This window comes from Rhizobium sp. CSW-27, assembly GCF_018760785.1.
Lineage (GTDB): Bacteria > Pseudomonadota > Alphaproteobacteria > Rhizobiales > Rhizobiaceae > Neorhizobium.
In genome coordinates this window covers 426,785-449,871 of record NZ_JAHHZO010000004.1, presented here as the reverse complement: position 1 = coordinate 449,871, position 23,087 = coordinate 426,785, and the positions used below count along the sequence as shown (strand labels likewise).

Genomic DNA, 23,087 nt, shown 5'->3' with positions numbered 1-23,087 from the left:
GGTTGAAGGCTTGCACTTGGCTGACCGCCCGTGCAAAACGCCAGGAAACATGAGATGGTGCCGATATGCGCCATACGATGACAAAGCGGTAGCAGCAGATGATCAGATTGCTTGGATATTTCTTCGGACTGGCCTGCGTTGCCTTCCTCGCAGCGGCCGCCGTGATCGCCGTCTATCTGACCGGCGTATCCAGGGATCTGCCCAATTACGAAGTGCTGGCATCCTACGAGCCGCCGGTTGCCACCCGCATTCACGCCGGCAACGGCGCGCTCATGGAGGAGTATGCCCGTGAAAAGCGCCTGTTCCTGCCGATCCAGGCTATTCCGGACCGCGTGAAGGCAGCATTCCTTTCGGCGGAAGACAAGAATTTCTACAATCATCCGGGTGTTGATTTCTGGGGTCTGGCACGTGCCGTACTGAACAACGTCCAGAACCTCGGCTCCGGCAGGCGTCCGGAGGGCGCTTCGACCATCACGCAGCAGGTGGCGAAGAACTTCCTGCTTTCCGCCGACCAGACCATCGACCGCAAGGTGAAGGAAGCGATCCTCTCCTTCCGCATCGAACAGACCTATTCCAAGGACAAGATCCTCGAACTCTACCTGAACGAGATCTTCTTCGGCCTCAATTCCTATGGCATCGCCGCGGCGGCCCTGACCTATTTCGACAAGTCGGTGACGGAACTGACGATCGCCGAGACCGCCTATCTCGCCTCGCTGCCGAAGGGGCCGGCCAACTATCACCCCTTCCGTCACGAGAAGGCCGCGCTCGAGCGTCGCAACTGGGTGATCGACCGCATGGCGGAGAACGGCTACATCACGGCCGGCGATGCCACCGAGGCCAAGGCGCAGCCGCTCGGCGTGCGCATCCGCCGCGGTGCACCGCCGCTGCTGGGGGCCGACTATTTTGCGGAGGAAGTGCGCCGGCAGATCATCCAGGCCTATGGCGACAAGGCGCTTTACGAGGGTGGGCTGTCCGTGCGCACCTCGCTTGACCCGCAGATGCAGGTGATGGCACGAGCCGCGCTGCAGCGGGGTCTCGTGGAATATGACCAGCGTCGCGGTTTCCACGGCCCGGTCGCGCAGGTTTCCGTGACCGGCGACTGGGGGCCGGAACTGGCCAAGCTGCCGACCCTGCGCGATGTGCCGGAATGGAAGCTTGCCGTGGTGCTGGCGGTTTCGGCCAGCAGCGTCGACATCGGCCTGCAGCCGGACACCGTCAGCGGCAAGCTGGACGACAAGCGCGAGCGCGGCACCATTCCCGCCGAGGAAATGAAATGGGCCTATCGTGACGCCAAGGGCGACCGCAAGACGGCGAAATCCCCCGCCGATGGCGTGGTGAAGCCGGGCGATGTCGTCTATGTCGAGCCGATCGAGGGCCGCAAGGGCACCTTCCGCCTGCGCCAGCCGCCGAAGGTGCAGGGCGGCATGGTGGTCATGGACCCGCATACCGGCCGCGTTCTGGCCATGGTCGGCGGCTTTTCCTTCGGCCAGTCCGAGTTCAACCGCGCCACCCAGGCGATGCGCCAGCCGGGGTCCGCCTTCAAGCCCTTCGTCTATTCGGCAGCGCTCGACAACGGCTATACCCCGGCCTCGGTGATCCTCGACGCGCCGATCGAGATGGTGTCGGGCGGAGAGGTCTGGCGGCCGGAAAACTATGGCGGCGACAGTGCCGGCCCCTCGACGCTGCGCTACGGCATCGAGAAATCGCGCAACCAGATGACGGTGCGTCTCGCCCAGGACATGGGCATGGATCTGGTGGCTGAATATGCCGAACGCTTCGGCATCTATGACAAGATGGCGCCGCTGCTGGCCATGTCGCTCGGCTCGGGCGAAACCACGGTGCTGCGTCTGGTTGCGGCCTATTCGGTCATCGCCAATGGCGGCAAGCAGATCAAGCCGACGCTCGTCGACCGCATTCAGGACCGCTACGGCAAGACCATCTTCCGCCATGTGGACCGCACCTGCGAAGGCTGCAACTTCGACAACTGGAGCAACCAGCCAGAGCCGACGCTGATCGACAATCGCGAGCAGGTTCTCGATCCGATGACCGCCTACCAGATCACCTCGATGATGGAAGGTGTTGTGACGCGCGGCACCGCGGCCGGCAAGATCCCGGTCAAGGATCGCCCGGTCGCCGGCAAGACCGGCACCACCAATGACGAGAAGGATGCCTGGTTCGTCGGCTTCACGCCCGATCTTGTGGCGGGGCTCTATATCGGCTTCGACACGCCGGCACCGCTCGGCCGCGCCGGCACCGGTGGCGGGCTTGCCGCGCCGATCTTCGGCGAGTTTCTGGCGCAGGCCGCCAAGGTGACGCCGCCCAGCAAGTTCCAGGTACCGGCCGGCATGCAGTTCATCGCCGTCAACCGCAAAACCGGCATGGCGGCCGTCGAAGGCGATCCGGATACCATCGTCGAAGCCTTCAAGCCCGGCACCGGCCCGGCGGATTCCCTCTCCGTCATCGGCATGGGCGACCAGTTGCCGCCGGAGGAAATCCTGAAAAGCTCGCCGCAGGCGCAGCAGGCCGTCACCTCGGGTTCCGGCGGGCTCTTCTGATCCCGACCTTTCGGCCAGGCCCCGGCGCCGCGCCGCGGGCCGGGGTTTACATCCGCCGTGCAGGCCACTATGCACGGCCATTCCCGCCAGAAGAACGAAAAAGGCAAAGGATGCGCAACGAAACCCTGAATATTGTCGACGAAATCAAGCAGGCCATAAGCCTGCTGAGGAGGCATCTTTGACTGGGACCAGGCGATAAGACGACTGGACTGGTTGAACAACAAGGCAGAGGATCCGACCCTCTGGAACGATGCCGCCGAAGCCCAGAAGCTGATGCGCGAGCGCCAGCAGCTGGATGATGCCATCAGCGGCGTGAAGTCGCTCGAGCAGCAGCTGCGGGACAATGTCGAACTGATCGAGCTTGGCGAGGAAGAGGGCGACGATTCGGTCGTGCGCGATGCCGAGGAGGCCCTCAAGGGGCTGAGGACGGAAGCATCCCGCCGCCAGGTCGAAGCCATGCTCTCCGGCGAAGCCGACAGCAACGATACCTATGTGGAAGTGCATTCCGGCGCCGGCGGCACCGAATCGCAGGACTGGGCCAACATGCTGCTGCGCATGTACACCCGCTGGGCGGAACGCTCGGGCTTCAAGGTCGAGCTGCTGGAAATGCACGAGGGCGAAGAGGCCGGCATCAAGTCTGCCACCATTCTCGTCAAGGGTCACAATGCCTATGGCTGGCTGAAGACCGAATCGGGCGTGCATCGCCTGGTGCGCATCTCGCCCTATGACAGCAATGCGCGCCGCCACACCTCGTTTTCGTCCATCTGGGTCTATCCGGTCGTGGATGAATCGATCCAGATCGAGATCAACGAGAGCGATTGCCGCATCGATACCTACCGCTCGTCCGGCGCCGGCGGCCAGCACGTCAACACCACCGACTCGGCCGTGCGCATCACGCATATTCCGAGCGGCATCGTGGTGGCCTGCCAGCAGGAACGCTCCCAGCACAAGAACCGCGCCAAGGCGTGGGACATGCTGCGTGCCCGCCTTTATGAAGCCGAGCTGAAGAAGCGCGAGGAAGCGGCCAATGCCGAGGCGGCCTCCAAGACCGATATCGGCTGGGGCCACCAGATCCGCTCCTATGTCCTGCAGCCCTATCAGCTGGTCAAGGACCTGCGCACCGGCGTGGAAAGCACGGCTCCGGGCGATGTGCTGGATGGCGAGCTGAACGAGTTCATGGAAGCAGCACTTGCCCACCGCATCAGCGGCAGCGGCGGCGAGGTTGCCGACATCGACTGATCGCGCCGCGATTGTCGCGTGGGTGAACCCGCGTGTGATCGGGCGGCGTGAATGAACGACAGGGGCGTGCCACCACCGGGCGGCGCGCCCTTTTTCATGTCGTGCGGCGCAGCCTGGATGTCAGTCCGAAAACTGTTCGGCGAGGATACGTTCCGACCAGGAATGATCGGGATCCGACAGGATGCGCGCGGTGCGGTGGCGCGATTGCGAGATGCGCACATGCAGCACGCTCTTCACCTCGGTATTGTCGGCCACGGCATTCACCGGCCGCTTTTCCGGTTCGAGAATGTCGATCTCGACGCTGACCCGGTTCGGCAGGAGCGCGCCGCGCCAGCGCCGCGGCCGAAAGGCGCTGACCGGCGTCATGGCCAGCAGCGGCGCATCGAGCGGCAGGATCGGCCCGTGGGCGGAGAGATTGTAGGCGGTGGAGCCGGCAGGCGTCGCGATGATCAGCCCGTCGCAGATCAGTTCTTCCAGCCGCACGTGGCCGTCCACCGTCACCCTCAGCTTGCCGGCCTGATAGGACTGGCGAAACAGGTAGACCTCGTTGATGGCGAGCGCCAGCGAGGTGGTGCCATCGACGTTGCGCGTCTTCATCTGAAGCGGGTGGAAATCGTTCTCGACCGCCTGGTCGATGCGCTCCTTTAGCCCGTCCAGCCGGTAGTCATTCATCAGGAAGCCGACGGAGCCGCAGTTCATGCCATAGATGCGCTTGCCGCTGTTGACCGTCTGGTGCAGCGTCTGCAGCATGAAACCGTCGCCACCGAGCGCGACGATGGTGTCCGCCTCCTGCTCCGAATGGTTGCCATAAAGGTCCGTCAGTTCCTGGAACGCGATCTGCGCCTCCGGCGAGGAGGATGCGAGAAAGCAAAGGCGGTGGTTCTTCAAAGACATGGGAGCCCCTATCGCTTTTGCCTTGGTACGGGAAAGCGCGAGCCCCGACAAGCCTTCCCGCCACCCGCGCCGTGTCCGCCTTCCCGCCGCGGGCGCAATCGCCCCACGGGCGGCGCAATTTTTCCTTTACACGAGGGCAGAATATGCTAACTCGCAAGCCAAGAGTGCCCTTGTAGCTCAGTTGGTAGAGCACCTGATTTGTAATCAGGGGGTCGCGGGTTCGAACCCTGCCGGGGGCACCATTTTTCTCCTTGATTTTGAAGAGTGTTTGTCTGTGACGCGTTCCTGTCGTGCTGTTGCACTCGTGATGCCGGGAACCTGAAGCGGCCGGCATGCCGGCGCGCTCCGATGTTTGCTGCATGGGTATCGGTGAAGGAGGCGGACGCCTTCAGGCAAAGACGCTCTTTACGGCAGCCTTCAATCTTTCTGCGACCGGTGCTCTTTGGACGGGTCGTCTGAAATAGTATGCAGTCTCGTTGACCTCGGGGAAGGTGGTCATTGGCGTATGCCGGCTGTCGAGGACTTCAAACTTGTTTTTGACCAGTTGATCGAGGAAGAATGCAGGCTCGCCACCGCCAGCCCGGATAAATGCGGTGTGCATTTCGACATATCCACGCTGGACAGACCAATGGGGTAGCAGCTTGGTGTCACCAAGTTCATACTCGGCTCCTTCAATATCGATTTTGAGGAACGTCGGATTGTAGCGGAGATAGTGGTCCGGGGTGCATATCTCGATATCCATCGAATAGTTCTTCCGTCCGCTGCCCGCATTGAACGTTTTTGAACCGGTGACATCGGTGGTAATGGTTCTCTGGCTGTTGCCCAGACCGACCGTGTGCGTGGTGACATTGCTGCAACCGTTGAGGATTGCCTGCGCCTTTGTCGCCGCTGTGTTCCAGGGGAACGGGTCGAAGCTGTGCACGTGGCCATTGGGGACAAGCTTGGCGAACCACGTCGTATGATATCCGCTGTTGCAGCCGAGGTCGAAAACAATGTCGTCCGGGCGGAGAAGGTCAAGCCTCTTTACGGCCGCCATGGCACCATCCGGCTTTTCGTCGCCAAACCACGCTTTGGACTCGTGGTGATATATGATGAATTTGTACGTGACGCCTGCCTGAGTGTGCTCGACGATTTCGGGCGTCATCCGCGCGTAGTTATCGATCATCTTTGTCGTGCGCTCGATCTCATCCAGATCGCGCGACAACTGGTCCAAGACCTGTCGTTCCAGTACCGTCATTTGCTGTGCCCCCCGTCTGATGCTGACAAGCTGTCGCGCATTTCGGATCAAGATAAAACCCTAAAATACGGGGGGTGGGGGACGAAAAAATCGATGTAACGCTACCTCGGTAATCATTCGCGCGCGAATCACGGCAGATCAGCAATTGCACACCATCTCTCTGAAGGCATTGACGTTGTTGCAGTCCGCATGCGGGCAGACGAGGAAAATCTTTTCTGCGCGAATTCGGGACTTGATTTCCTTCCGTTCGATTTGCCCGTATTCTCATTCCGCACCGCCCTCCGGCCCAATACAGCCGCAAGAGGCTCGGGCAATAATGCGGGCGTCAGCTGCGATGTGATGAGTTGTCGTCTCACAGGTACAAGATTCGCCGACCGCTTATGGCCAATCACCTCGCCGGAAAACACGTCTGTGTGCGGATTTCGGCGCCCGTGACGATGGGGTAACGTGATGACGACAGCTCACGTTGACTGAGGAGACTGCCTCAGGGCCAGTTGCAACACCACACAAGTGTTCAAATTTTAGAAAAGCCTGATAAAAGATGCAACTTGAAGCAAGCGATTCAGACTTGCTTAGAGACCTTGCCCTAAGTTTTTTGGCATCGGGTGATGTTGTGGCATCCACGGCGCCGATGCGGGCGGATCCGATCGATGAGCGGGCTGTGGCCGGTAAACCGCATGTCGTGGAGGCGGCGGGAGGGCGCGGCGCCGGCTCGTGTCGGCTGAGGGTCACGGCCGTTCGGCGAACGTTCCGGGTTTATGGCAATCCGGTCCCGCTTGCCCGGCCGCACCCGCTGCCGGCGGATTGCGCGGGAGGAGCGGAGTGCGCCATGAGATCGTCGAGTGTGCTTGAAATCATTGCCTTTCGTCTGGGTGCCCAGGACTTCTGCATCCGGACCACCAGTGTGCGGGAGATTCGCGGCTGGGCGCCGTCCATGCCGGTGCCGAATGCGCCTCACTACATGCTGGGTGTGATGAACCTGCGCGGCACGGTCATTCCCACCGTCGATCTTGCCCAGCGGCTCGGCATGGCGCCGGCGCAGCGCAGCGACCGAAGCGCCATCATCGTGGTGGAGGCGGGTGTGACGGTGCTGGGGCTGCTGGTGGACCATGTGACCGACATGCTCTCGGTTCCCGTGGAGGAGGTGCAGCCGGTGCCGGCGGTGTTCTCCTCCTTCGACAGCCGCTATTGCGACGGCATCATCACCCACGCCAATGGCATGATCTGTTTCATCAATGTGGAGCGTCTGTTCGAGACCGACGTCATTCCGCAGGCGGCGTGACACCACGTGCCGCCACGCCCGCCGCCTGCACCGGAGGGCCGGGCGATCCCCGAGGCCGGCGCCGCCAGGATGGCGGCAGAGATGACCCTGTTTCCCCCAAAATCCTGCCGATGAGGATCCCATGCGCATCCTGACTGTTCTTGCCCTTCTTCTGACCACGGCAACGTCCGCCTGGTCGCTCGACAAGCCGACCGGCCCGGTGGTGCTGACCGTGCGCGGTGCCCTGACCAATGCCAATGCGGGCGCCACCGCCCAGTTCGACATGGCGATGCTGGACAAGCTGGCCGGGCGCACCGGCCGCATGCAGACGCCCTGGACCGAGGGTGAAACCGAGTTCAAGGGGCCGCTGCTGCGTGCCGTGCTTGAGGCGGCCGGCGCCAAGGGCAATGTGCTTCTGGTGCGGGCGCTCAACGACTATTTCGCCACCGTGCCGATCGAGGATGCGACCGCCCACGACACGATGCTCGCCACCCGTGCCAATGGCAAGCTGCTGTCTGTGCGCGACAAGGGGCCGCTCTTCCTGATCTATCCCTTCGATCTGGAGCCGGCGCTCTATAACGAGAAGTATTTCTCGCGCTCCGTCTGGCAGATCAAGGAGATCGAGGTCCAGCCGTGAACCCAGCCACCCCCTTCAGCGGTGACGTGATTCGCAAGGCCAGCCGCATCACCGTGGTGCTGCAGGTGCTGGCCGTTGTGCTTCTGGCGATCCTGGTGTCGGTCTATATCGACATTGCCAATCGCCAGCGCGCCATGCGCGACACGGTGCGCGAAAACGCCATGTGGTCCGTCCACCAGCTGAACCGGGAGGCGCAGGACCTGCACCAGACCCTCGAACTGATGCTTGCCCGGAACGATCTGGGCGAGCAGCGTCTGCAGGATCTGTCGCTACGCTACGACATCGTCTATTCGCGCATCAACACGCTGCGCAAGGCGCAGTTCGAGGAAAGCTTCGCCGCCGATGCGGAGGTGGGACGGAGCCTGCGCACCATCCAGCAGATCACGCTGGCAAGCCAGCCGGTCTTCGATGCCATTCTCGGCGGCAATTCCGTCTCGCGCACGGACCTGGCGGCGCTCGATGGCGACCTTGCCATGCTGTCGCGCGAAAGCGGCGACCTGCTGATCTATACCAATACCTTTGTCAGCGCGGAACGGGCGCAGAGCCGCATCGAGATCGACGCGCTGCAGCGCAAGGCGATGGGGCTGATCGGCCTGCTGGTGGTGTCGGTCGCCGTGCTGATCGTCACGCTGCAGCGACAGTTGCGCAACGTGCAGGCGGCCGGCGTGAGCCTGGAGGCGATGGCCGAGCAGCTGAGCGTGTCCTACCAGGCGGCCGAGGCCGGCAACCGGGCCAAGTCACAGTTCATGGCGACCATGGGCCACGAGATCCGCACGCCGCTTAACGCCATTCTCGGCATGGTCGAACTCCTGGAGCTGACGCGGCTTTCGCCGGAGGCCGCCGCCCACGTGCGCACCATCCGCGGCTCCGGCGAGGCGCTCCTCGACATCATCAACGAGATCCTCGATTATGCCAAGATCGAACACGGCAAGCTGGAACTGGAGCGCCGGCCTGTCGACCTGCAGCAACTGGGCGAAACCAGCGTCGAGATGATGCGCGGGCGGGCCGTCGAATCGCGCAATACCATCACGCTCGACCTGCCGGAAAAATGGCGGGCGCCCTTCGTCCTCTCCGACCCCACCCGGCTGAGGCAGGTGATCCTGAACCTGATGAGCAATGCGCTGAAGTTCACCCAGGACGGCATGGTGACGCTGCGCATGCAGCAGACCCTGCGCAAGGGCGTGCTGTGGCTGCGGATCGAGGTGGAGGATACCGGCATCGGCATTGACGAAGCCGGGCGGGCCAAGCTGTTTCGTCCCTTCTCGCAGGTGGATGCCAGCATCAGCCGTCGCTATGGCGGCACCGGCCTTGGGCTTACCATCTGCAAGGAAATCATCGACCGCTTCGGCGGCGAGGTCGGCGTCGACAGTGTTCCGGGCGAGGGCAGCATCTTCTGGTTCGAGCTGCCGGTGGAAGCGACCGATGCGCCGAGTGCTGCAGCCGGCACGGGTGCCGAAACGGCGCTGGCGCAGCCGCAGCGCCTCAGAATCCTGGTCGCCGAGGACAACAAGGTGAACCAGCAGGTCATCCTTGGCTATCTGCGCCACCTGGGGCAGGATGTGGTGATGGCCGACAATGGCGCGCTGGCCGTCGAGTGCGCACGCGCCGAAGCCTTCGACCTGATACTCATGGATATGCAGATGCCGGTGATGGACGGTATCGAAGCCGCCCGGCAGATCCGTGGCAAGCCCGGCCCCTCCGCCGCCACGCCGATCGTGGCGCTGACCGCCAATGCCTCCGACGAGGATCGGCGCACCTGCCTGGAGGTCGGCATGAACGGCTTCCAGGCAAAGCCGATCAGCATTGCGGTGCTGCACCGCGTGCTCCTCGATATCGGCAGCCAGCGTCCGCAGCAGGTGGAGGCTGCGCCTTCCGCGCCCTTGTCCGTTGCGGCGCCGGCCGGTGTTGTGGTCGGCCTGCCCGGAAAGCCGGTCGCAGCGGTTGCCGTCGGCGCGCCCGCGGCTGGCGACAGCCTGCCGGAGAAGGGGGCGGCGAAGGAGCCGGCGCAGCAGCCGGCCGGTTCCCCTCTGCAATCGCTGCGGCGGCAGGAGATCATCGACGTTCTGGGTGAAGACGGTTTCCAGGAACTGCTGGACGCCTTCTTCGAGGACGCCGCCGAGATCCTGACGGGGCTTGCGGCGTGCATGCGTTCCGGCGACCGCAGCCAGCTCGATCCGCTGCTGCACGCCCTGAAGGGCTCCGCCTCCAATGTGGGGCTGATGGACATTTCCGAACTCGCGCAGGCGCTTCGCCATCGCGAGCCGGAGACCGATGAAATCGAAAGACTGACGCGGCTGGTCAAGGCCGCGCATGCTTCCCTTGCCGCCTAAGGAGTGATGACCATGAAAATTCTCGTCGTCGACGACAACAAGACGAACCTCATCCTGCTGAAGAAGCTGGCCGGCACCGTGGCCGGCTGCACCGGCATCGGGTTTTCCTCGCCGGAGGAGGTGCTGAACGCCATGCCGGAGCTGGATTTCGACATCGGCGTGATCGATTTCCAGATGCCGGTCTATAACGGCGTCGACCTGCTGGTCGAGATCCGCCGCTTCGACAAGTATCGCGACAAGCCCTTCGTCGTCGTGACCGCCGACGGCGACACGGCGACCCGAATGACCGCGCTGAATGCCGGGGCCATCGATTTTCTGACCAAGCCGGTCAATCCCGTGGAATTCCAGGCCCGTATCCGCAACCTCGTGGCGCTGATGGAGGCGCGCAACCAGCTGGCGGAAAAGGCGGAGTGGATCAGGCGCGAGGTGGCGAGGGCCGTCGAGGAATTGCGGGAACGCGAACAGGAAATCATCTATCGCCTGACACTGGCCGCCACCTACAAGGACACCGACACCGCACTGCACACGCTACGCGTCGGCGCCTATGCCGAGGCGATCGCTCGCGCTTATGGCCTGCCGGCCGAGATCTGCAGCGACATCCGGGTCGCCGCGCCGATGCATGACATCGGCAAGGTGGGCATCCCCGATGCCATGCTCCTGAAGCGCTACACCTATGTGGATGCCGAGGCGACGCAGGTGAGGAGCTATTCCTCCGTCGGGGGCCATATTCTCGGCCAGTCGCGATCCAGCCTGCTGCAGCTTGCCGCCGAGATTGCCGGCGCCCATCACGAGCGGTGGGACGGGCAGGGCTATCCGAACAGGCTGGCGGGCGAGGCGGTGCCGCTGGCCGGCCGCATCGTTGCCATTGCCGACAGCTTCGACGGCATGACGCGCGCGCGCCCCTACAAGGAGGCCTGGAGCCTGGACCGGGCCATCCAGCACATCAAGGACCGTGCCGGCAGCCAGTTCGACCCGGCCTGCGTTGCGGCCTTCGTGGCGGCGCTGCCGGACATCCGCAAGATCATGGCGGTGACACCGGCCGGCTCCGTGGGTGAAATGGCGGCGGTGGGCTGAGGTGCCCGCCGGGGAGGCGCCGGGGCGCCGGCCTGGGCGTTCGCCGGATGCCAGGAAGGGGCTTGCTCATTTTCAGCTTCAGGAACCTTTGCTGCAGGCTTGCGTTCTTGTGTTCTGCAAGGGTAGAGAGGGGCCATGCCATTCAAGATTCTGGTCGTTGAAGATCAGTTGCTCATCGCGCTGCATATCGAGGATGCCGTGATTGCGCTCGGACACGAGGTGGCGGGAATCGCCGCCAATCGTGCCGATGCCATGCGGTTTGCCGATGCCTGCGACATCGCGCTCGTGGATGTCCAGCTTCAAGATGGACCGACGGGGCCATCGATCGGCAAACATCTTGCAGCCGACGGCAAGACTGTCGTCTTCATGACCGCCAATCCGGAAGCGCTCGATGACGACATTCCGGGCGCGCTCGGCGTGATTTCCAAACCGCTGTTCGATCTGGAACTGATCGGCTCCATTCAATATGCGGCCGCCGTGCATGCCGGCAAGGATGCGCTGCCGCCGGAGCGTATGCGCCGCTTCGGCCAGCCCGGCGGCTGAGACCGGGCATTCCCTTCGCAAGAGCGGCGAGCAATCAGCCGGCCGTCTTCCCCAGATGCAGGCGCGTGGCATAGAGCGCAATGGCTGCCGCATTCGAGACGTTGAGCGACTTGATGGCGCCCGGCATGTCGAGGCGGGCAAGCGAGGTTACCGTCTCCCGCGTCTTCTGCCGAAGCCCCTTTCCCTCCGAGCCAAGGACCAGCGCGACGCGCTCGCCGGCGAAGGTGCCCTCGATCGGGGCGGGTCCTTCCGAATCGAGGCCGATCGTCTGGAAGCCGAGGCGGTGCAGTTCGCCCAGCGCTTCGGCGAGATTGGTCACCTGGATATAGGGAATGAGCTCCAGCGCACCGGAGGCGGATTTGGCCAGCACACCGGATTCGGTCGGGCTGTGGCGCTGGGTGGTGATGATGGCGCCGGCATCGAAGGCCACGGCCGAGCGCATGATCGCGCCGACATTGTGCGGGTCGGTGACCTGGTCGAGCACCAGCAGCAGGCGGCTTTCCTTCAGCGCATCCAGACGGCGCACCGGCAGCGGCCGGGTTTCCAGCATCACGCCCTGGTGGATCGCCTCCGGGCCGAGCACCCGGTCGATCTCCTGCGGCGGGACGATATCCACAGGAAAGGGCAGGGCATCGGTGTCGCCGATCTCCAGCCGGCCCAGCGCGTTCTGGGTAACGCAGAGCCGGATCAGCTTGCGTTCGGGATTGTCGATCGCAGCGCGCACTGTGTGCAGGCCATAGAGAAACACCTGTTCGGGCGCCAGTTGCGGCGGCGTCCAGTCGGCATTGCTGCGGCGCTTCTTCAGCGGCGGGGTGGGGATTTCGCCGCGCTCGCGCTTGGCGTCGCGCACCTGGCGGCGCAGCGTCGCGTAATGCGTGTCGCGGGCGGATTTGTCTTTGTTATCATTCTTGCTCATGCGCGCCTTATATAGGCTGGCGCAATTCCGGCATAGTCCCGGCCTTCTCCACAGGCTCTCCGCCGCGATTAAATTTTTCTGTCATTTTTCGTTTCGAGCCGTGTTGACAGCAGCCGAACTGGCAGTCATATACGCCGCCGTGACTGCGGCGAACGAAACTGCAGACACGGAAAGACGAGCTTGGTCTTCGGTCCAGACGGAATACTGGAGGGATGCCCGAGTGGTTAAAGGGGACGGACTGTAAATCCGTTGGCTCAGCCTACGTTGGTTCAAATCCAACTCCCTCCACCATTCCGATCTTCGACCGACAAGCCGCCCCGCGGGTATAGCTCAATGGTAGAGCAGCAGCCTTCCAAGCTGAATACGCGGGTTCGATTCCCGCTACCCGCTCCAGTTCGTCCATGGCGCTGCCGATTTTCGCGATGCCTCCCAGACTGTTTGCCGGCCGGGCTTCGTTGTCCCGGCAAGGGCCGCAATTATGTCTTGCGCATCGCACGGGAAAGCCTTAAACGGCGACACCAATCCGCACCCGCGGGTCCACCATTCTTTACGATCACAGGAAGCATCAATGGCAAAGAGCAAGTTTGAGCGTACCAAGCCGCATGTGAACATCGGCACGATTGGCCACGTTGACCATGGCAAGACGTCTCTGACGGCAGCGATCACGAAGTACTTCGGTGAATTCAAGGCGTATGACCAGATCGACGCCGCGCCGGAAGAAAAGGCCCGTGGTATCACGATCTCGACGGCTCACGTTGAGTACGAGACGGCGAACCGCCACTACGCGCACGTCGACTGCCCCGGCCACGCCGACTACGTAAAGAACATGATCACGGGTGCCGCACAGATGGACGGCGCGATCCTGGTTTGCTCGGCCGCTGACGGCCCGATGCCGCAGACGCGCGAACACATCCTGCTGGCCCGCCAGGTCGGCGTTCCGGCTCTGGTCGTGTTCCTGAACAAGGTCGACCAGGTTGACGATGCCGAGCTTCTCGAACTCGTCGAGCTGGAAGTGCGCGAACTGCTGTCGTCCTACGACTTCCCGGGCGACGATGTTCCGGTCGTCAAGGGTTCGGCTCTTGCCGCTCTTGAAGACTCCAACAAGACGATCGGCGAAGACGCTGTGCGCGAACTGATGGCCCAGGTTGACGCCTACATCCCGACGCCGGAGCGTCCGATCGACCAGCCGTTCCTGATGCCGATCGAAGACGTGTTCTCGATCTCCGGCCGTGGTACGGTCGTGACCGGCCGCGTCGAGCGCGGCATCATCAAGGTTGGCGAAGAAGTCGAGATCGTCGGTATCCGCGCCACCTCCAAGACGACCGTGACCGGCGTTGAAATGTTCCGCAAGCTGCTCGACCAGGGCCAGGCCGGCGACAACATCGGCGCGCTGATCCGCGGCGTGAACCGTGACGGCGTCGAGCGCGGCCAGATCCTGTGCAAGCCGGGCACCGTCAAGCCGCACAAGAAGTTCAAGGCCGAAGCCTACATCCTGACGAAGGAAGAAGGCGGCCGTCATACGCCGTTCTTCACGAACTACCGTCCGCAGTTCTACTTCCGCACGACGGACGTGACGGGCATCGTGACGCTGCCGGAAGGCACGGAAATGGTTATGCCGGGCGACAACGTGACCGTTGACGTCGAGCTGATCGTTCCGATCGCGATGGAAGAAAAGCTGCGCTTCGCAATCCGCGAAGGCGGCCGCACCGTCGGCGCCGGCATCGTCGCCGCCATCGTCGAGTAATTTCTCCCGCAAGGGTGGATGCGAAGGCCCTGCCGGCAACGGCGGGGCCTTTGTCGTTGCAGGTGGCTCATCGATGCCGCGGCAGGCGAGACGCGGCGCGATCAAATAACGCGGATGAAAACCGGAGACAGAATCACATTGTCGGCAATTGCTTCCTTTGTGCGCGTTACGCCGCGAATCATCATGCTGTCGTTTCTGTGGGCAGCATTCGCGCTTGTGTTGCCGCAGACGGCAGGCACTGCCCTTGCCGCCTGCCCGGAGCGACCGCCGTGCCGCGGCTGTGGCTGCAAGGGAGGTCCGGGCTATCGTGGGCCGGATGGCCGGTGTGTTGGCTACAAGGCGCTTGCCCGCGTCTGTGGCAATCCTCCCGAGGCGCGCTGCACCTTCGAGAATGCGCCGGGCGCCGGGGCCAACCGGAACTGTACGCGGGAAGGGGAAAGGGCGGGCGCATCGCGCTAAGATCTTCCACAGCCTGACGGAAATTCGTCGTCTGCTGTCGAAACCCACTTGCCAAGCCGGGATTCGCATCTTAAAGGGAGCGCCATGCTTGTGAAGGGCAACCTTCGCAGGACAGACAAAGGGGTATAGCTCAGTTGGTAGAGCGGCGGTCTCCAAAACCGCAGGTCGGGGGTTCGAGCCCCTCTGCCCCTGCCATTCCTGACTTGGTGACATGCGATTTTCATAGAACCTTGCTAGGAAGGGGGCCGGCCCTGTCACGGCAAAAATGTAGCGAATGCTGTTTTTGCTCTTGTGAAAGGCATCCACGGCGTTTATGTAGGGTTAAACAGACACGCGGTGCGTGGGGCTGAAGATGTCAGCTTTACGCGCCGTAATTGCGTGGGCAGATATGGCATCCAAAACCAATCCATTTGCGTTTCTGCAGCAGGTTCGCGCCGAGACGTCCAAGGTCACCTGGCCGTCGCGTCGCGAGACGATGATCTCCACTGCCATGGTGTTGGTAATGGTGATTTTTGCTGCGCTGTTTTTCTTCGCCGCTGACCAGCTGATCGGCTGGCTCATCAGCCTTGTGCTGAACATCAATATCTGATCCGGGTGGGGAGAGACATGGCGGCGCGCTGGTACATCGTTCACGCATATTCGAATTTCGAAAAGAAGGTCGCGGAATCGATCGAGGAGAAGGCTCGCCAGAAGGGGCTTGAGCATCTCTTCGAGAAGATCCTCGTGCCGACCGAGAAGGTGGTTGAGGTGCGTCGCGGCCGCAAGGTCGACAGCGAGCGCAAGTTCTTTCCAGGTTACGTGCTGGTGCGCGCCAACCTGACGGACGAGGCCTATCACCTGATCAAGAACACGCCGAAGGTGACTGGTTTCCTTGGGTCCGACAACAAGCCCGTTCCGATTCCGGATTACGAGGCGGAACGGATCCTGGGTCAGGTGCAGGAAGGTGTCGAGCGGCCGAAGTCCTCGATCTCCTTCGAGATCGGCGAGCAGGTTCGCGTTTCGGACGGTCCGTTCGCCTCCTTCAATGGCATCGTTCAGGATGTCGACGAGGAGCGCTCGCGCCTGAAGGTCGAGGTTTCGATCTTCGGCCGCGCAACGCCGGTCGAGCTGGAATACGGTCAGGTCGAAAAGGTCTGATCGATGAGGGGAGTGTAGATCTCCCCCGATCCGCGTGGGAGGATGTCGGCCTGAAGCCGGGCCGTTCAGACGAACCACGCAACCGCAGCCGCCGGAGAAATCCGGCATCGAGGGCCGGGCAACCGGTCTTTACAGGAAAGGCAGAGAGAAATGGCTAAGAAAGTCGCAGGCCAGCTCAAGCTGCAGGTCAAGGCAGGGTCCGCTAACCCGTCCCCGCCGATTGGCCCCGCACTTGGTCAGCGTGGCATCAACATCATGGAATTCTGCAAGGCGTTCAATGCCGCCACGCAGGAAATGGAAAAGGGTATGCCGATCCCGGTCGTCATCACCTACTACCAGGACAAGTCCTTCACCTTCGCAATGAAGCAGCCGCCGATGACCTATTGGCTGAAGAAGGAAGCGAAGATCACCTCCGGTTCCAAGACGCCGGGCAAGGGCGCCAAGGTCGGCACCATCACCAAGGCTCAGGTCCGTGCGATCGCCGAAGCCAAGATGAAGGATCTGAACGCGGCTGACGTCGAAGGCGCAATGCTGATGGTCGAGGGCTCTGCCCGCTCCATGGGCCTGGAAGTGGTGGCTTGATCATGGCAAAGCTTGCAAAGCGTATCCAGAAGACCCGCGAAGGCATCGATCCGACGAAGCTGGTTGCTCTCACCGACGCAATCTCTCTCGTCAAGGAACGCGCCACCGCGAAGTTCGACGAAACCATCGAAATCGCCATGAACCTCGGCGTTGACCCGCGTCACGCCGACCAGATGGTTCGCGGCGTTGTCAATCTGCCGAACGGCACCGGCCGTGACGTTCGCGTTGCCGTCTTCGCCCGTGGCGCCAAGGCCGACGAAGCCAAGGCTGCCGGTGCAGACATCGTCGGCGCTGAAGATCTCGTCGAGATCGTCCAGGGCGGCAAGATCGATTTCGATCGCTGCATCGCGACCCCGGACATGATGCCGCTCGTCGGTCGTCTCGGCAAGGTTCTCGGCCCGCGTGGCATGATGCCGAACCCGAAGGTCGGCACGGTTACCATGGACGTCACCGGTGCGGTGAAGGCCTCCAAGGGCGGCGCCGTCGAGTTCCGCGTCGAAAAGGCTGGTATCATCCATGCCGGTATCGGCAAGGCCTCGTTCGAAGCCAAGGCTCTGGAAGAGAACATCAAGGCATTCGCCGATGCTGTTCTCAAGGCCAAGCCGACGGGCGCCAAGGGCAACTACGTCAAGCGCGTTGCGCTGTCCTCGACCATGGGTCCGGGCGTGCGCGTCGAGCCGTCGACGGTCCTCGCTTAAGTTTTTCGCGGCAAGGCTTTCGGGCCTTGCCGCAAGCTAAGAATTTCCGGGCCTTCGGGCCCGGAAACATCCGGGGAAACCCGGATACTCCTGTCCGAGATTGCTGGTGGTTTCGACCTTAATCGTATGACCTGCATGAGACGGGTAAGACCTGGATTTTCAACAGGCGCGCGTGATGCGCCCCTGAGGGTTCCGGTTCGAACCTGATGTGCCTTGTGCCATGAGCCTTCGGGCTCAAGTGCGGGGGGACAGGATCCTCGAGCGCCGCTCGGGATCTTGATTGAGAGATCCCTTGGGGCAAAGGCAACCCGGCAGGTCCCGGTCATTCGATCGGTCCTGTCAACTGGAGACAGACAGTGGAAAGAGCGGAAAAACGCGAATTCGTCACGGAGCTGAACGAAGTCTTCAAGGCTTCCGGTTCGGTTGTCGTGGCCCACTATGCTGGTGTCACCGTCGCGCAGATGAACGACTTCCGTTCGAAGATGCGCGCTGCTGGCGGCACCGTCAAAGTCGCGAAGAACCGTCTGGCCAAGATCGCTCTTCAGGGCACGGAGTCGGAAGGGATGATCGATCTCTTCAAGGGCCAGACGCTGATCGCATACAGCGCCGACCCGATCACGGCTCCCAAGGTCGTCATGGATTTCGCCAAGACCAACGACAAGCTCGTTGTTCTGGGTGGCGCCATGGGCTCGACCACGCTTAACGCGGAAGGCGTCAAGTCGCTTGCGACCCTGCCTTCGCTGGACGAACTGCGCGCAAAGCTGCTGGGTATGATTCAGACCCCGGCAACCCGCATCGCAGGCGTCGTTCAGGCACCGGCAGCTCAGCTCGCCCGCGTTTTTGCGGCCTACGCAAAGAAGGACGAAGCCGCTTGAGGCGGTTTTTCGCTGTAACAAACCAACCAGTTCGAACCGAACATACAAGGAAATATCACAATGGCTGATCTCGCTAAGATCGTTGAAGACCTCTCCGCTCTGACCGTCCTGGAAGCTGCTGAGCTCTCCAAGATGCTCGAAGAAAAGTGGGGCGTTTCTGCAGCTGCTCCCGTAGCCGTTGCCGCTGCTGGCGGCGCTGCTGCTCCGGCTGCTGTTGAAGAAGAAAAGACCGAATTCGACGTCATCCTGACGGATGCCGGCGCCAACAAGATCAACGTCATCAAGGAAGTCCGCGCCATCACCGGTCTCGGCCTCAAGGAAGCCAAGGACCTCGTCGAAGGCGCTCCGAAGGCTGTCAAGGAAGGCGTTTCCAAGGGCGAAGCCGCTGACCTCAAGAAGAAGCTTGAGGACGCCGGCGCCAAGGTCGACGTCAAGTAATATCGGAAATACGGCGGGAGAGGGCTTTACAGCCCTCTCCCTTCGGCCATTTCCTCCGAACATGTTACCCAAGCGCCGGTGAAACGGCTCTTGGGTAATGGGTTCTTCAAGAGGATGGTTCTCCTTCGGGCAGCGCGGCAATCCGGCCGGCGGCCCGTTCGGCGGAACGAGTTTGAACCACCCATTGATCGGCGGGGTCGACTGGCCAGCGTGCCCCGTCCGTTGCAGGCCCGGATGCAATTTTTGAAGGAGCGACGATGGCTCAGACCCTTTCGTTCAACGGTCGCAGGCGCGTACGCAAGTTTTTCGGAAAGATCCCCGAAGTTACCGAGATGCCGAACCTCATCGAGGTCCAGAAGGCATCCTATGATCAGTTCCTGATGGTTGAAGAGCCGGCAGGCGGCCGCCCCGACGAGGGGCTTAACGCCGTTTTCCGTTCGGTATTCCCGATCACGGACTTTTCCGGCGCCTCCATGCTGGAATTCGTCTCCTACGAGTTCGAGCCGCCGAAGTTCGACGTGGAAGAGTGCCGTCAGCGCGACCTGACCTATGCCGCGCCGCTGAAGGTGACGCTGCGCCTCATCGTGTTCGATATTGACGAGGATACCGGTTCCAAGTCGATCAAGGACATCAAGGAGCAGTCCGTCTACATGGGCGACATGCCGCTGATGACCGACAACGGTACGTTCATCGTGAACGGCACCGAACGCGTCATCGTGTCCCAGATGCACCGCTCGCCGGGCGTCTTCTTCGACCACGACAAGGGCAAGAGCCATTCCTCGGGCAAGCTGCTGTTTGCCGCGCGCGTCATTCCCTATCGCGGTTCCTGGCTCGACATCGAGTTTGATGCCAAGGACATCGTCTATGCGCGCATCGACCGTCGCCGCAAGATTCCGGTGACCTCGCTGCTCATGGCGCTCGGCATGGATGGCGAAGAAATCCTGTCGACCTTCTACACGAAGTCCAGCTACGAGCGTGACGACAAGGGCTGGCGCGTGCCGTTCAAGCCCGACACGCTGAAGGGCGCCAAGGCTCTCTCCGACCTCATCGACGCCGATACGGGCGAAGTGGTTGTCGAGGCCGGCAAGAAGCTGACCCCGCGCCTGCTGCGCCAGCTTTCCGACAAGGGCCTGAAGGCGCTGAAGGCCACCAATGACGATCTGTTCGGCAGCTATCTGGCGGAAGACATCGTCAATATGCAGACCGGCGAGATCTATCTGGAAGCCGGCGACGAGATCGACGAAAAGTCGCTGCAGATCATTCTGGATGCGGGCTTCGACGAGATTCCGGTTCTCGGTATCGACCACATCAATGTCGGCGCCTATATCCGCAACACGCTTGCCGTCGACAAGAACCAGAACCGCCAGGACGCGCTGTTCGACATCTACCGTGTCATGCGCCCGGGTGAGCCGCCGACCATGGAATCGGCCGAAGCCATGTTCAACTCGCTGTTCTTCGATGCGGAGCGTTACGACCTCTCCGCCGTCGGCCGCGTGAAGATGAACATGCGCCTTGATCTCGACTGCCCGGATACCGTGCGCACCCTGCGCAAGGACGACATCCTGTCGGTGGTCAAGATGCTGGTTGACCTGCGCGACGGCAAGGGCGAGATCGACGACATCGACAACCTCGGCAATCGTCGTGTTCGCTCCGTCGGCGAACTGATGGAAAACCAGTACCGTCTCGGCCTGCTGCGCATGGAGCGCGCGATCAAGGAACGCATGTCCTCGATCGAGATCGACACGGTGATGCCGCAGGACCTGATCAATGCGAAGCCGGCGGCTGCCGCCGTTCGCGAATTCTTCGGGTCCTCGCAGCTGTCGCAGTTCATGGACCAGGTGAACCCGCTGTCGGAAATCACCCACAAGCGCCGTCTTTCGGCTCTTGGCCCGGGTGGTCTGACCCGCGAGCGCGCCGGCTTCGAAGTCCGCGACGTGCATCCGACCCACTACGGCCGTATCTGCCCGATTGAGACGCCGGAAGGCCCGAACATCGGTCTGATCAACTCGCTGGCCACCTTCGCCCGCGTCAACAAGTACGGCTTCATCGAAAGCCCGTACCGCAAGATTGTTGACGGCAAGGTCACCAATGACGTGATCTACCTCTCCGCCATGGAAGAGGCGAAGTATTACGTCGCCCAGGCCAATGCTGAGCTCGATGCCGAAGGCGGCTTCACCGAAGAGTTCGTCGTCTGCCGTCATGCCGGCGAAGTGATGCTCGCGCCGCGCGACACCATCAACCTGATGGACGTTTCGCCGAAGCAGCTCGTGTCGGTTGCCGCCGCGCTCATTCCGTTCCTGGAAAACGACGACGCCAACCGCGCGCTCATGGGCTCGAACATGCAGCGTCAGGCCGTGCCGCTGATCCGCGCCGAGGCGCCGTTCGTCGGTACCGGCATGGAGCCGGTCGTTGCCCGCGATTCCGGTGCGGCGATCGCTGCCCGTCGTGGCGGCGTGGTGGACCAGGTCGACGCGACGCGTATCGTTATCCGCGCCACGGAAGACCTGGATGCCGGCAAGTCCGGCGTCGATATCTACCGCCTGCAGAAGTTCCAGCGTTCGAACCAGAACACCTGCGTCAACCAGCGTCCGCTGGTCAGCGTCGGTGACATCATCTCGAAGGGTGACATCATCGCGGACGGTCCCTCGACCGACCTCGGCGATCTGGCGCTCGGCCGCAACGCGCTCGTCGCGTTCATGCCGTGGAACGGCTACAACTACGAAGACTCGATCCTGATGTCCGAGCGCATCGTCTCCGACGACGTGTTCACCTCCATCCACATCGAGGAATTCGAAGTGATGGCGCGCGACACCAAGCTCGGTCCGGAAGAAATCACGCGCGACATTCCGAACGTCTCCGAAGAGGCTCTGAAGAACCTCGACGAAGCCGGCATCGTCTATATCGGTGCGGAAGTGCAGCCGGGCGACATCCTGGTCGGCAAGATCACCCCGAAGGGCGAAAGCCCGATGACGCCGGAAGAAAAGCTGCTGCGCGCCATCTTCGGTGAAAAGGCCTCCGACGTGCGCGACACCTCGATGCGCATGCCGCCCGGCACCTTCGGCACCGTCGTCGAAGTTCGCGTCTTCAACCGCCACGGCGTGGAGAAGGACGAGCGCGCGATGGCAATCGAGCGCGAGGAAATCGAGCGTCTCGCCAAGGACCGTGACGACGAACAGGCGATCCTGGACCGCAACGTGTATGGCCGCCTGGTCGACATGCTGCGCGGCCAGATCTCGGTTGCCGGCCCGAAGGGCTTCAAGAAGGGCGTCGAACTGTCCAACGCGGTCGTTTCCGAATATCCGCGTTCGCAGTGGTGGATGTTCGCCGTCGAGGACGAAAAGGTCCAGGCGGAGATCGAAGCCCTGCGCGGCCAGTATGACGAATCCAAGTCGCGCCTTGAACAGCGCTTCATGGACAAGGTCGAGAAGGTCCAGCGCGGCGATGAAATGCCTCCGGGCGTCATGAAGATGGTCAAGGTCTTCGTCGCCGTGAAGCGCAAGATCCAGCCGGGCGACAAGATGGCCGGCCGTCACGGCAACAAGGGTGTCGTGTCGCGCATCGTGCCGGTCGAGGACATGCCGTTCCTCGAAGACGGGACCCCGGTCGACATCTGCTTGAACCCGCTCGGCGTGCCCTCACGCATGAACGTCGGTCAGATTCTCGAAACGCATCTTGCCTGGGCCTGCGCCGGCATGGGCAAGAAGATCGGCCAGATGCTTGAGGACTATCGCAAGCACCTGGACATCACCGATCTGAAGAACGAGTTGACTGAGATCTATGCGTCGGAATCGCATGACGAGGTATCGCGCTTCGATGACGAATCGCTGGTGCGTCTGGCCGAGGAAGCCAAGCGCGGCGTTTCCATCGCAACGCCGGTCTTCGACGGTGCGCATGAGAGCGACGTGTCGGCCATGCTGACGCGCGCCGGTCTCGATCCGTCGGGTCAGTCGGTTCTGTACGATGGCCGTACCGGTGAGCCCTTCGACCGCAGGGTGACCGTCGGCTACATGTACATGATCAAGCTGAACCACCTTGTCGACGACAAGATCCATGCCCGTTCGATCGGTCCTTACTCGCTCGTGACCCAGCAGCCGCTGGGTGGCAAGGCGCAGTTCGGCGGCCAGCGCTTCGGGGAAATGGAAGTCTGGGCACTGGAAGCCTACGGCGCCGCCTACACCCTGCAGGAAATGCTGACGGTGAAGTCGGACGACGTGGCCGGCCGTACCAAGGTCTACGAGGCGATCGTGCGTGGCGACGATACGTTCGAAGCCGGTATTCCGGAAAGCTTCAACGTTCTCGTCAAGGAAATGCGCTCGCTGGGCCTTTCGGTCGAGCTGGAGAATTCCAAGCTCGATCCGGCCGATGGTTCCGGCCAGCTGCCCGACGCAGCCGAGTAAACAGAAAACGTGGGCGCGCGACCCGGATCGGGACGCGCGCCATCCCCTGCGGCGAAAGCCTTCGCCGGACA

18 protein-coding genes and 4 tRNA genes are annotated in these 23,087 nt (G+C 62.4%); 19 read left to right on the top strand and 3 right to left on the bottom strand.

Annotated features, from left to right (window positions below):
* Nucleotides 1-98 precede the first annotated feature (98 nt).
* The gene (locus tag KLP42_RS11265; protein ID WP_215566700.1) at nt 99-2,555 is read left to right on the top strand and encodes a penicillin-binding protein 1A; all 2,457 of its coding nucleotides are present in this window, start codon (nt 99-101) and stop codon (nt 2,553-2,555) included.
* Nucleotides 2,556-2,665: 110 nt separating this feature from the next.
* Nucleotides 2,666-3,794 (top strand): peptide chain release factor 2 gene (prfB, locus tag KLP42_RS11260; RefSeq protein WP_502941293.1). Its coding sequence is split into 2 segments (ribosomal slippage): nt 2,666-2,734 and nt 2,736-3,794, totalling 1,128 coding nucleotides; the frame shifts between segments, so codons are not numbered across the junction.
* A 120-nt stretch (nt 3,795-3,914) separates the two neighbouring features.
* Here the strand turns inward: prfB and KLP42_RS11255 are convergent.
* A complete protein-coding gene (locus tag KLP42_RS11255) occupies nt 3,915-4,688 on the bottom strand; it encodes an NAD kinase (protein WP_215566696.1) in 774 nt (257 codons plus the stop codon).
* Nucleotides 4,689-4,854: 166 nt separating this feature from the next.
* Between KLP42_RS11255 and KLP42_RS11250 the strand changes: the two genes are divergently transcribed.
* Nucleotides 4,855-4,930 (top strand) — tRNA-Thr (locus KLP42_RS11250).
* 146 nt (nt 4,931-5,076) lie between these two features.
* On the opposite strand, the gene KLP42_RS11245 is transcribed toward KLP42_RS11250, so the two are convergent.
* Nucleotides 5,077-5,925, bottom strand: coding sequence for an FkbM family methyltransferase (locus KLP42_RS11245; RefSeq protein WP_215566694.1), 849 nt, complete (start codon nt 5,923-5,925; stop codon nt 5,077-5,079).
* 829 nt (nt 5,926-6,754) lie between these two features.
* Between KLP42_RS11245 and KLP42_RS11240 the strand changes: the two genes are divergently transcribed.
* From KLP42_RS11240 to KLP42_RS11220, 5 genes are all read left to right on the top strand, one after another.
* Nucleotides 6,755-7,207: a chemotaxis protein CheW gene (locus KLP42_RS11240; protein WP_215566692.1), complete on the top strand. Its 453-nt coding sequence runs from the start codon at nt 6,755-6,757 to the stop codon at nt 7,205-7,207.
* 121 nt (nt 7,208-7,328) lie between these two features.
* Nucleotides 7,329-7,823 (top strand): putative pterin-binding protein, encoded by a 495-nt coding sequence (locus tag KLP42_RS11235; protein ID WP_215566690.1) that lies wholly within the window; start codon nt 7,329-7,331, stop codon nt 7,821-7,823.
* Nucleotides 7,820-10,153: an ATP-binding protein gene (locus KLP42_RS11230; protein WP_353844863.1), complete on the top strand. Its 2,334-nt coding sequence runs from the start codon at nt 7,820-7,822 to the stop codon at nt 10,151-10,153. Before KLP42_RS11235 ends, KLP42_RS11230 begins: the two co-directional genes overlap by 4 nt.
* Nucleotides 10,154-10,165: 12 nt before the next feature.
* On the top strand, nt 10,166-11,227 hold the full coding sequence (locus KLP42_RS11225; protein ID WP_215566688.1) for a response regulator: 1,062 nt from the start codon (nt 10,166-10,168) through the stop codon (nt 11,225-11,227).
* 135 nt (nt 11,228-11,362) lie between these two features.
* Entirely contained in the window at nt 11,363-11,770 is a 408-nt protein-coding gene (locus KLP42_RS11220; protein WP_215566686.1) for a response regulator, read from the top strand.
* Nucleotides 11,771-11,804: 34 nt separating this feature from the next.
* Here KLP42_RS11220 and KLP42_RS11215 read toward each other — a convergent pair whose 3' ends face one another.
* Nucleotides 11,805-12,686 (bottom strand): TrmH family RNA methyltransferase, encoded by an 882-nt coding sequence (locus tag KLP42_RS11215; RefSeq protein WP_215566684.1) that lies wholly within the window; start codon nt 12,684-12,686, stop codon nt 11,805-11,807.
* Nucleotides 12,687-12,892: 206 nt separating this feature from the next.
* Here KLP42_RS11215 and KLP42_RS11210 point away from each other — a divergent pair.
* From KLP42_RS11210 to rpoB, 11 genes are all read left to right on the top strand, one after another.
* A tRNA-Tyr gene (locus tag KLP42_RS11210) sits at nt 12,893-12,977 on the top strand.
* Between the two features lie 28 nt (nt 12,978-13,005).
* A tRNA-Gly gene (locus tag KLP42_RS11205) sits at nt 13,006-13,079 on the top strand.
* 175 nt (nt 13,080-13,254) lie between these two features.
* Nucleotides 13,255-14,430, top strand: a complete 1,176-nt coding sequence (tuf, locus tag KLP42_RS11200; protein ID WP_143128073.1) for an elongation factor Tu — start codon at nt 13,255-13,257, stop codon at nt 14,428-14,430.
* 578 nt (nt 14,431-15,008) lie between these two features.
* Nucleotides 15,009-15,084: transfer RNA gene (locus KLP42_RS11195), tRNA-Trp, on the top strand.
* A gap of 193 nt (nt 15,085-15,277) precedes the next feature.
* On the top strand, nt 15,278-15,478 hold the full coding sequence (gene secE, locus KLP42_RS11190; RefSeq protein ID WP_215566682.1) for a preprotein translocase subunit SecE: 201 nt from the start codon (nt 15,278-15,280) through the stop codon (nt 15,476-15,478).
* 17 nt (nt 15,479-15,495) lie between these two features.
* Nucleotides 15,496-16,026: a transcription termination/antitermination protein NusG gene (gene nusG / locus KLP42_RS11185; protein WP_143128063.1), complete on the top strand. Its 531-nt coding sequence runs from the start codon at nt 15,496-15,498 to the stop codon at nt 16,024-16,026.
* Between the two features lie 150 nt (nt 16,027-16,176).
* Entirely contained in the window at nt 16,177-16,608 is a 432-nt protein-coding gene (gene rplK / locus KLP42_RS11180; RefSeq protein ID WP_215566680.1) for a 50S ribosomal protein L11, read from the top strand.
* Between the two features lie 2 nt (nt 16,609-16,610).
* The gene (gene rplA / locus KLP42_RS11175; RefSeq protein WP_215566678.1) at nt 16,611-17,306 is read left to right on the top strand and encodes a 50S ribosomal protein L1; all 696 of its coding nucleotides are present in this window, start codon (nt 16,611-16,613) and stop codon (nt 17,304-17,306) included.
* A 356-nt stretch (nt 17,307-17,662) separates the two neighbouring features.
* On the top strand, nt 17,663-18,181 hold the full coding sequence (rplJ, locus tag KLP42_RS11170) for a 50S ribosomal protein L10 (RefSeq protein ID WP_143128065.1): 519 nt from the start codon (nt 17,663-17,665) through the stop codon (nt 18,179-18,181).
* 60 nt (nt 18,182-18,241) lie between these two features.
* Nucleotides 18,242-18,619: a 50S ribosomal protein L7/L12 gene (gene rplL, locus KLP42_RS11165; RefSeq protein ID WP_215566677.1), complete on the top strand. Its 378-nt coding sequence runs from the start codon at nt 18,242-18,244 to the stop codon at nt 18,617-18,619.
* Nucleotides 18,620-18,876: 257 nt separating this feature from the next.
* A complete protein-coding gene (gene rpoB, locus KLP42_RS11160; RefSeq protein ID WP_215566675.1) occupies nt 18,877-23,016 on the top strand; it encodes a DNA-directed RNA polymerase subunit beta in 4,140 nt (1,379 codons plus the stop codon).
* Nucleotides 23,017-23,087 lie beyond the last annotated feature (71 nt).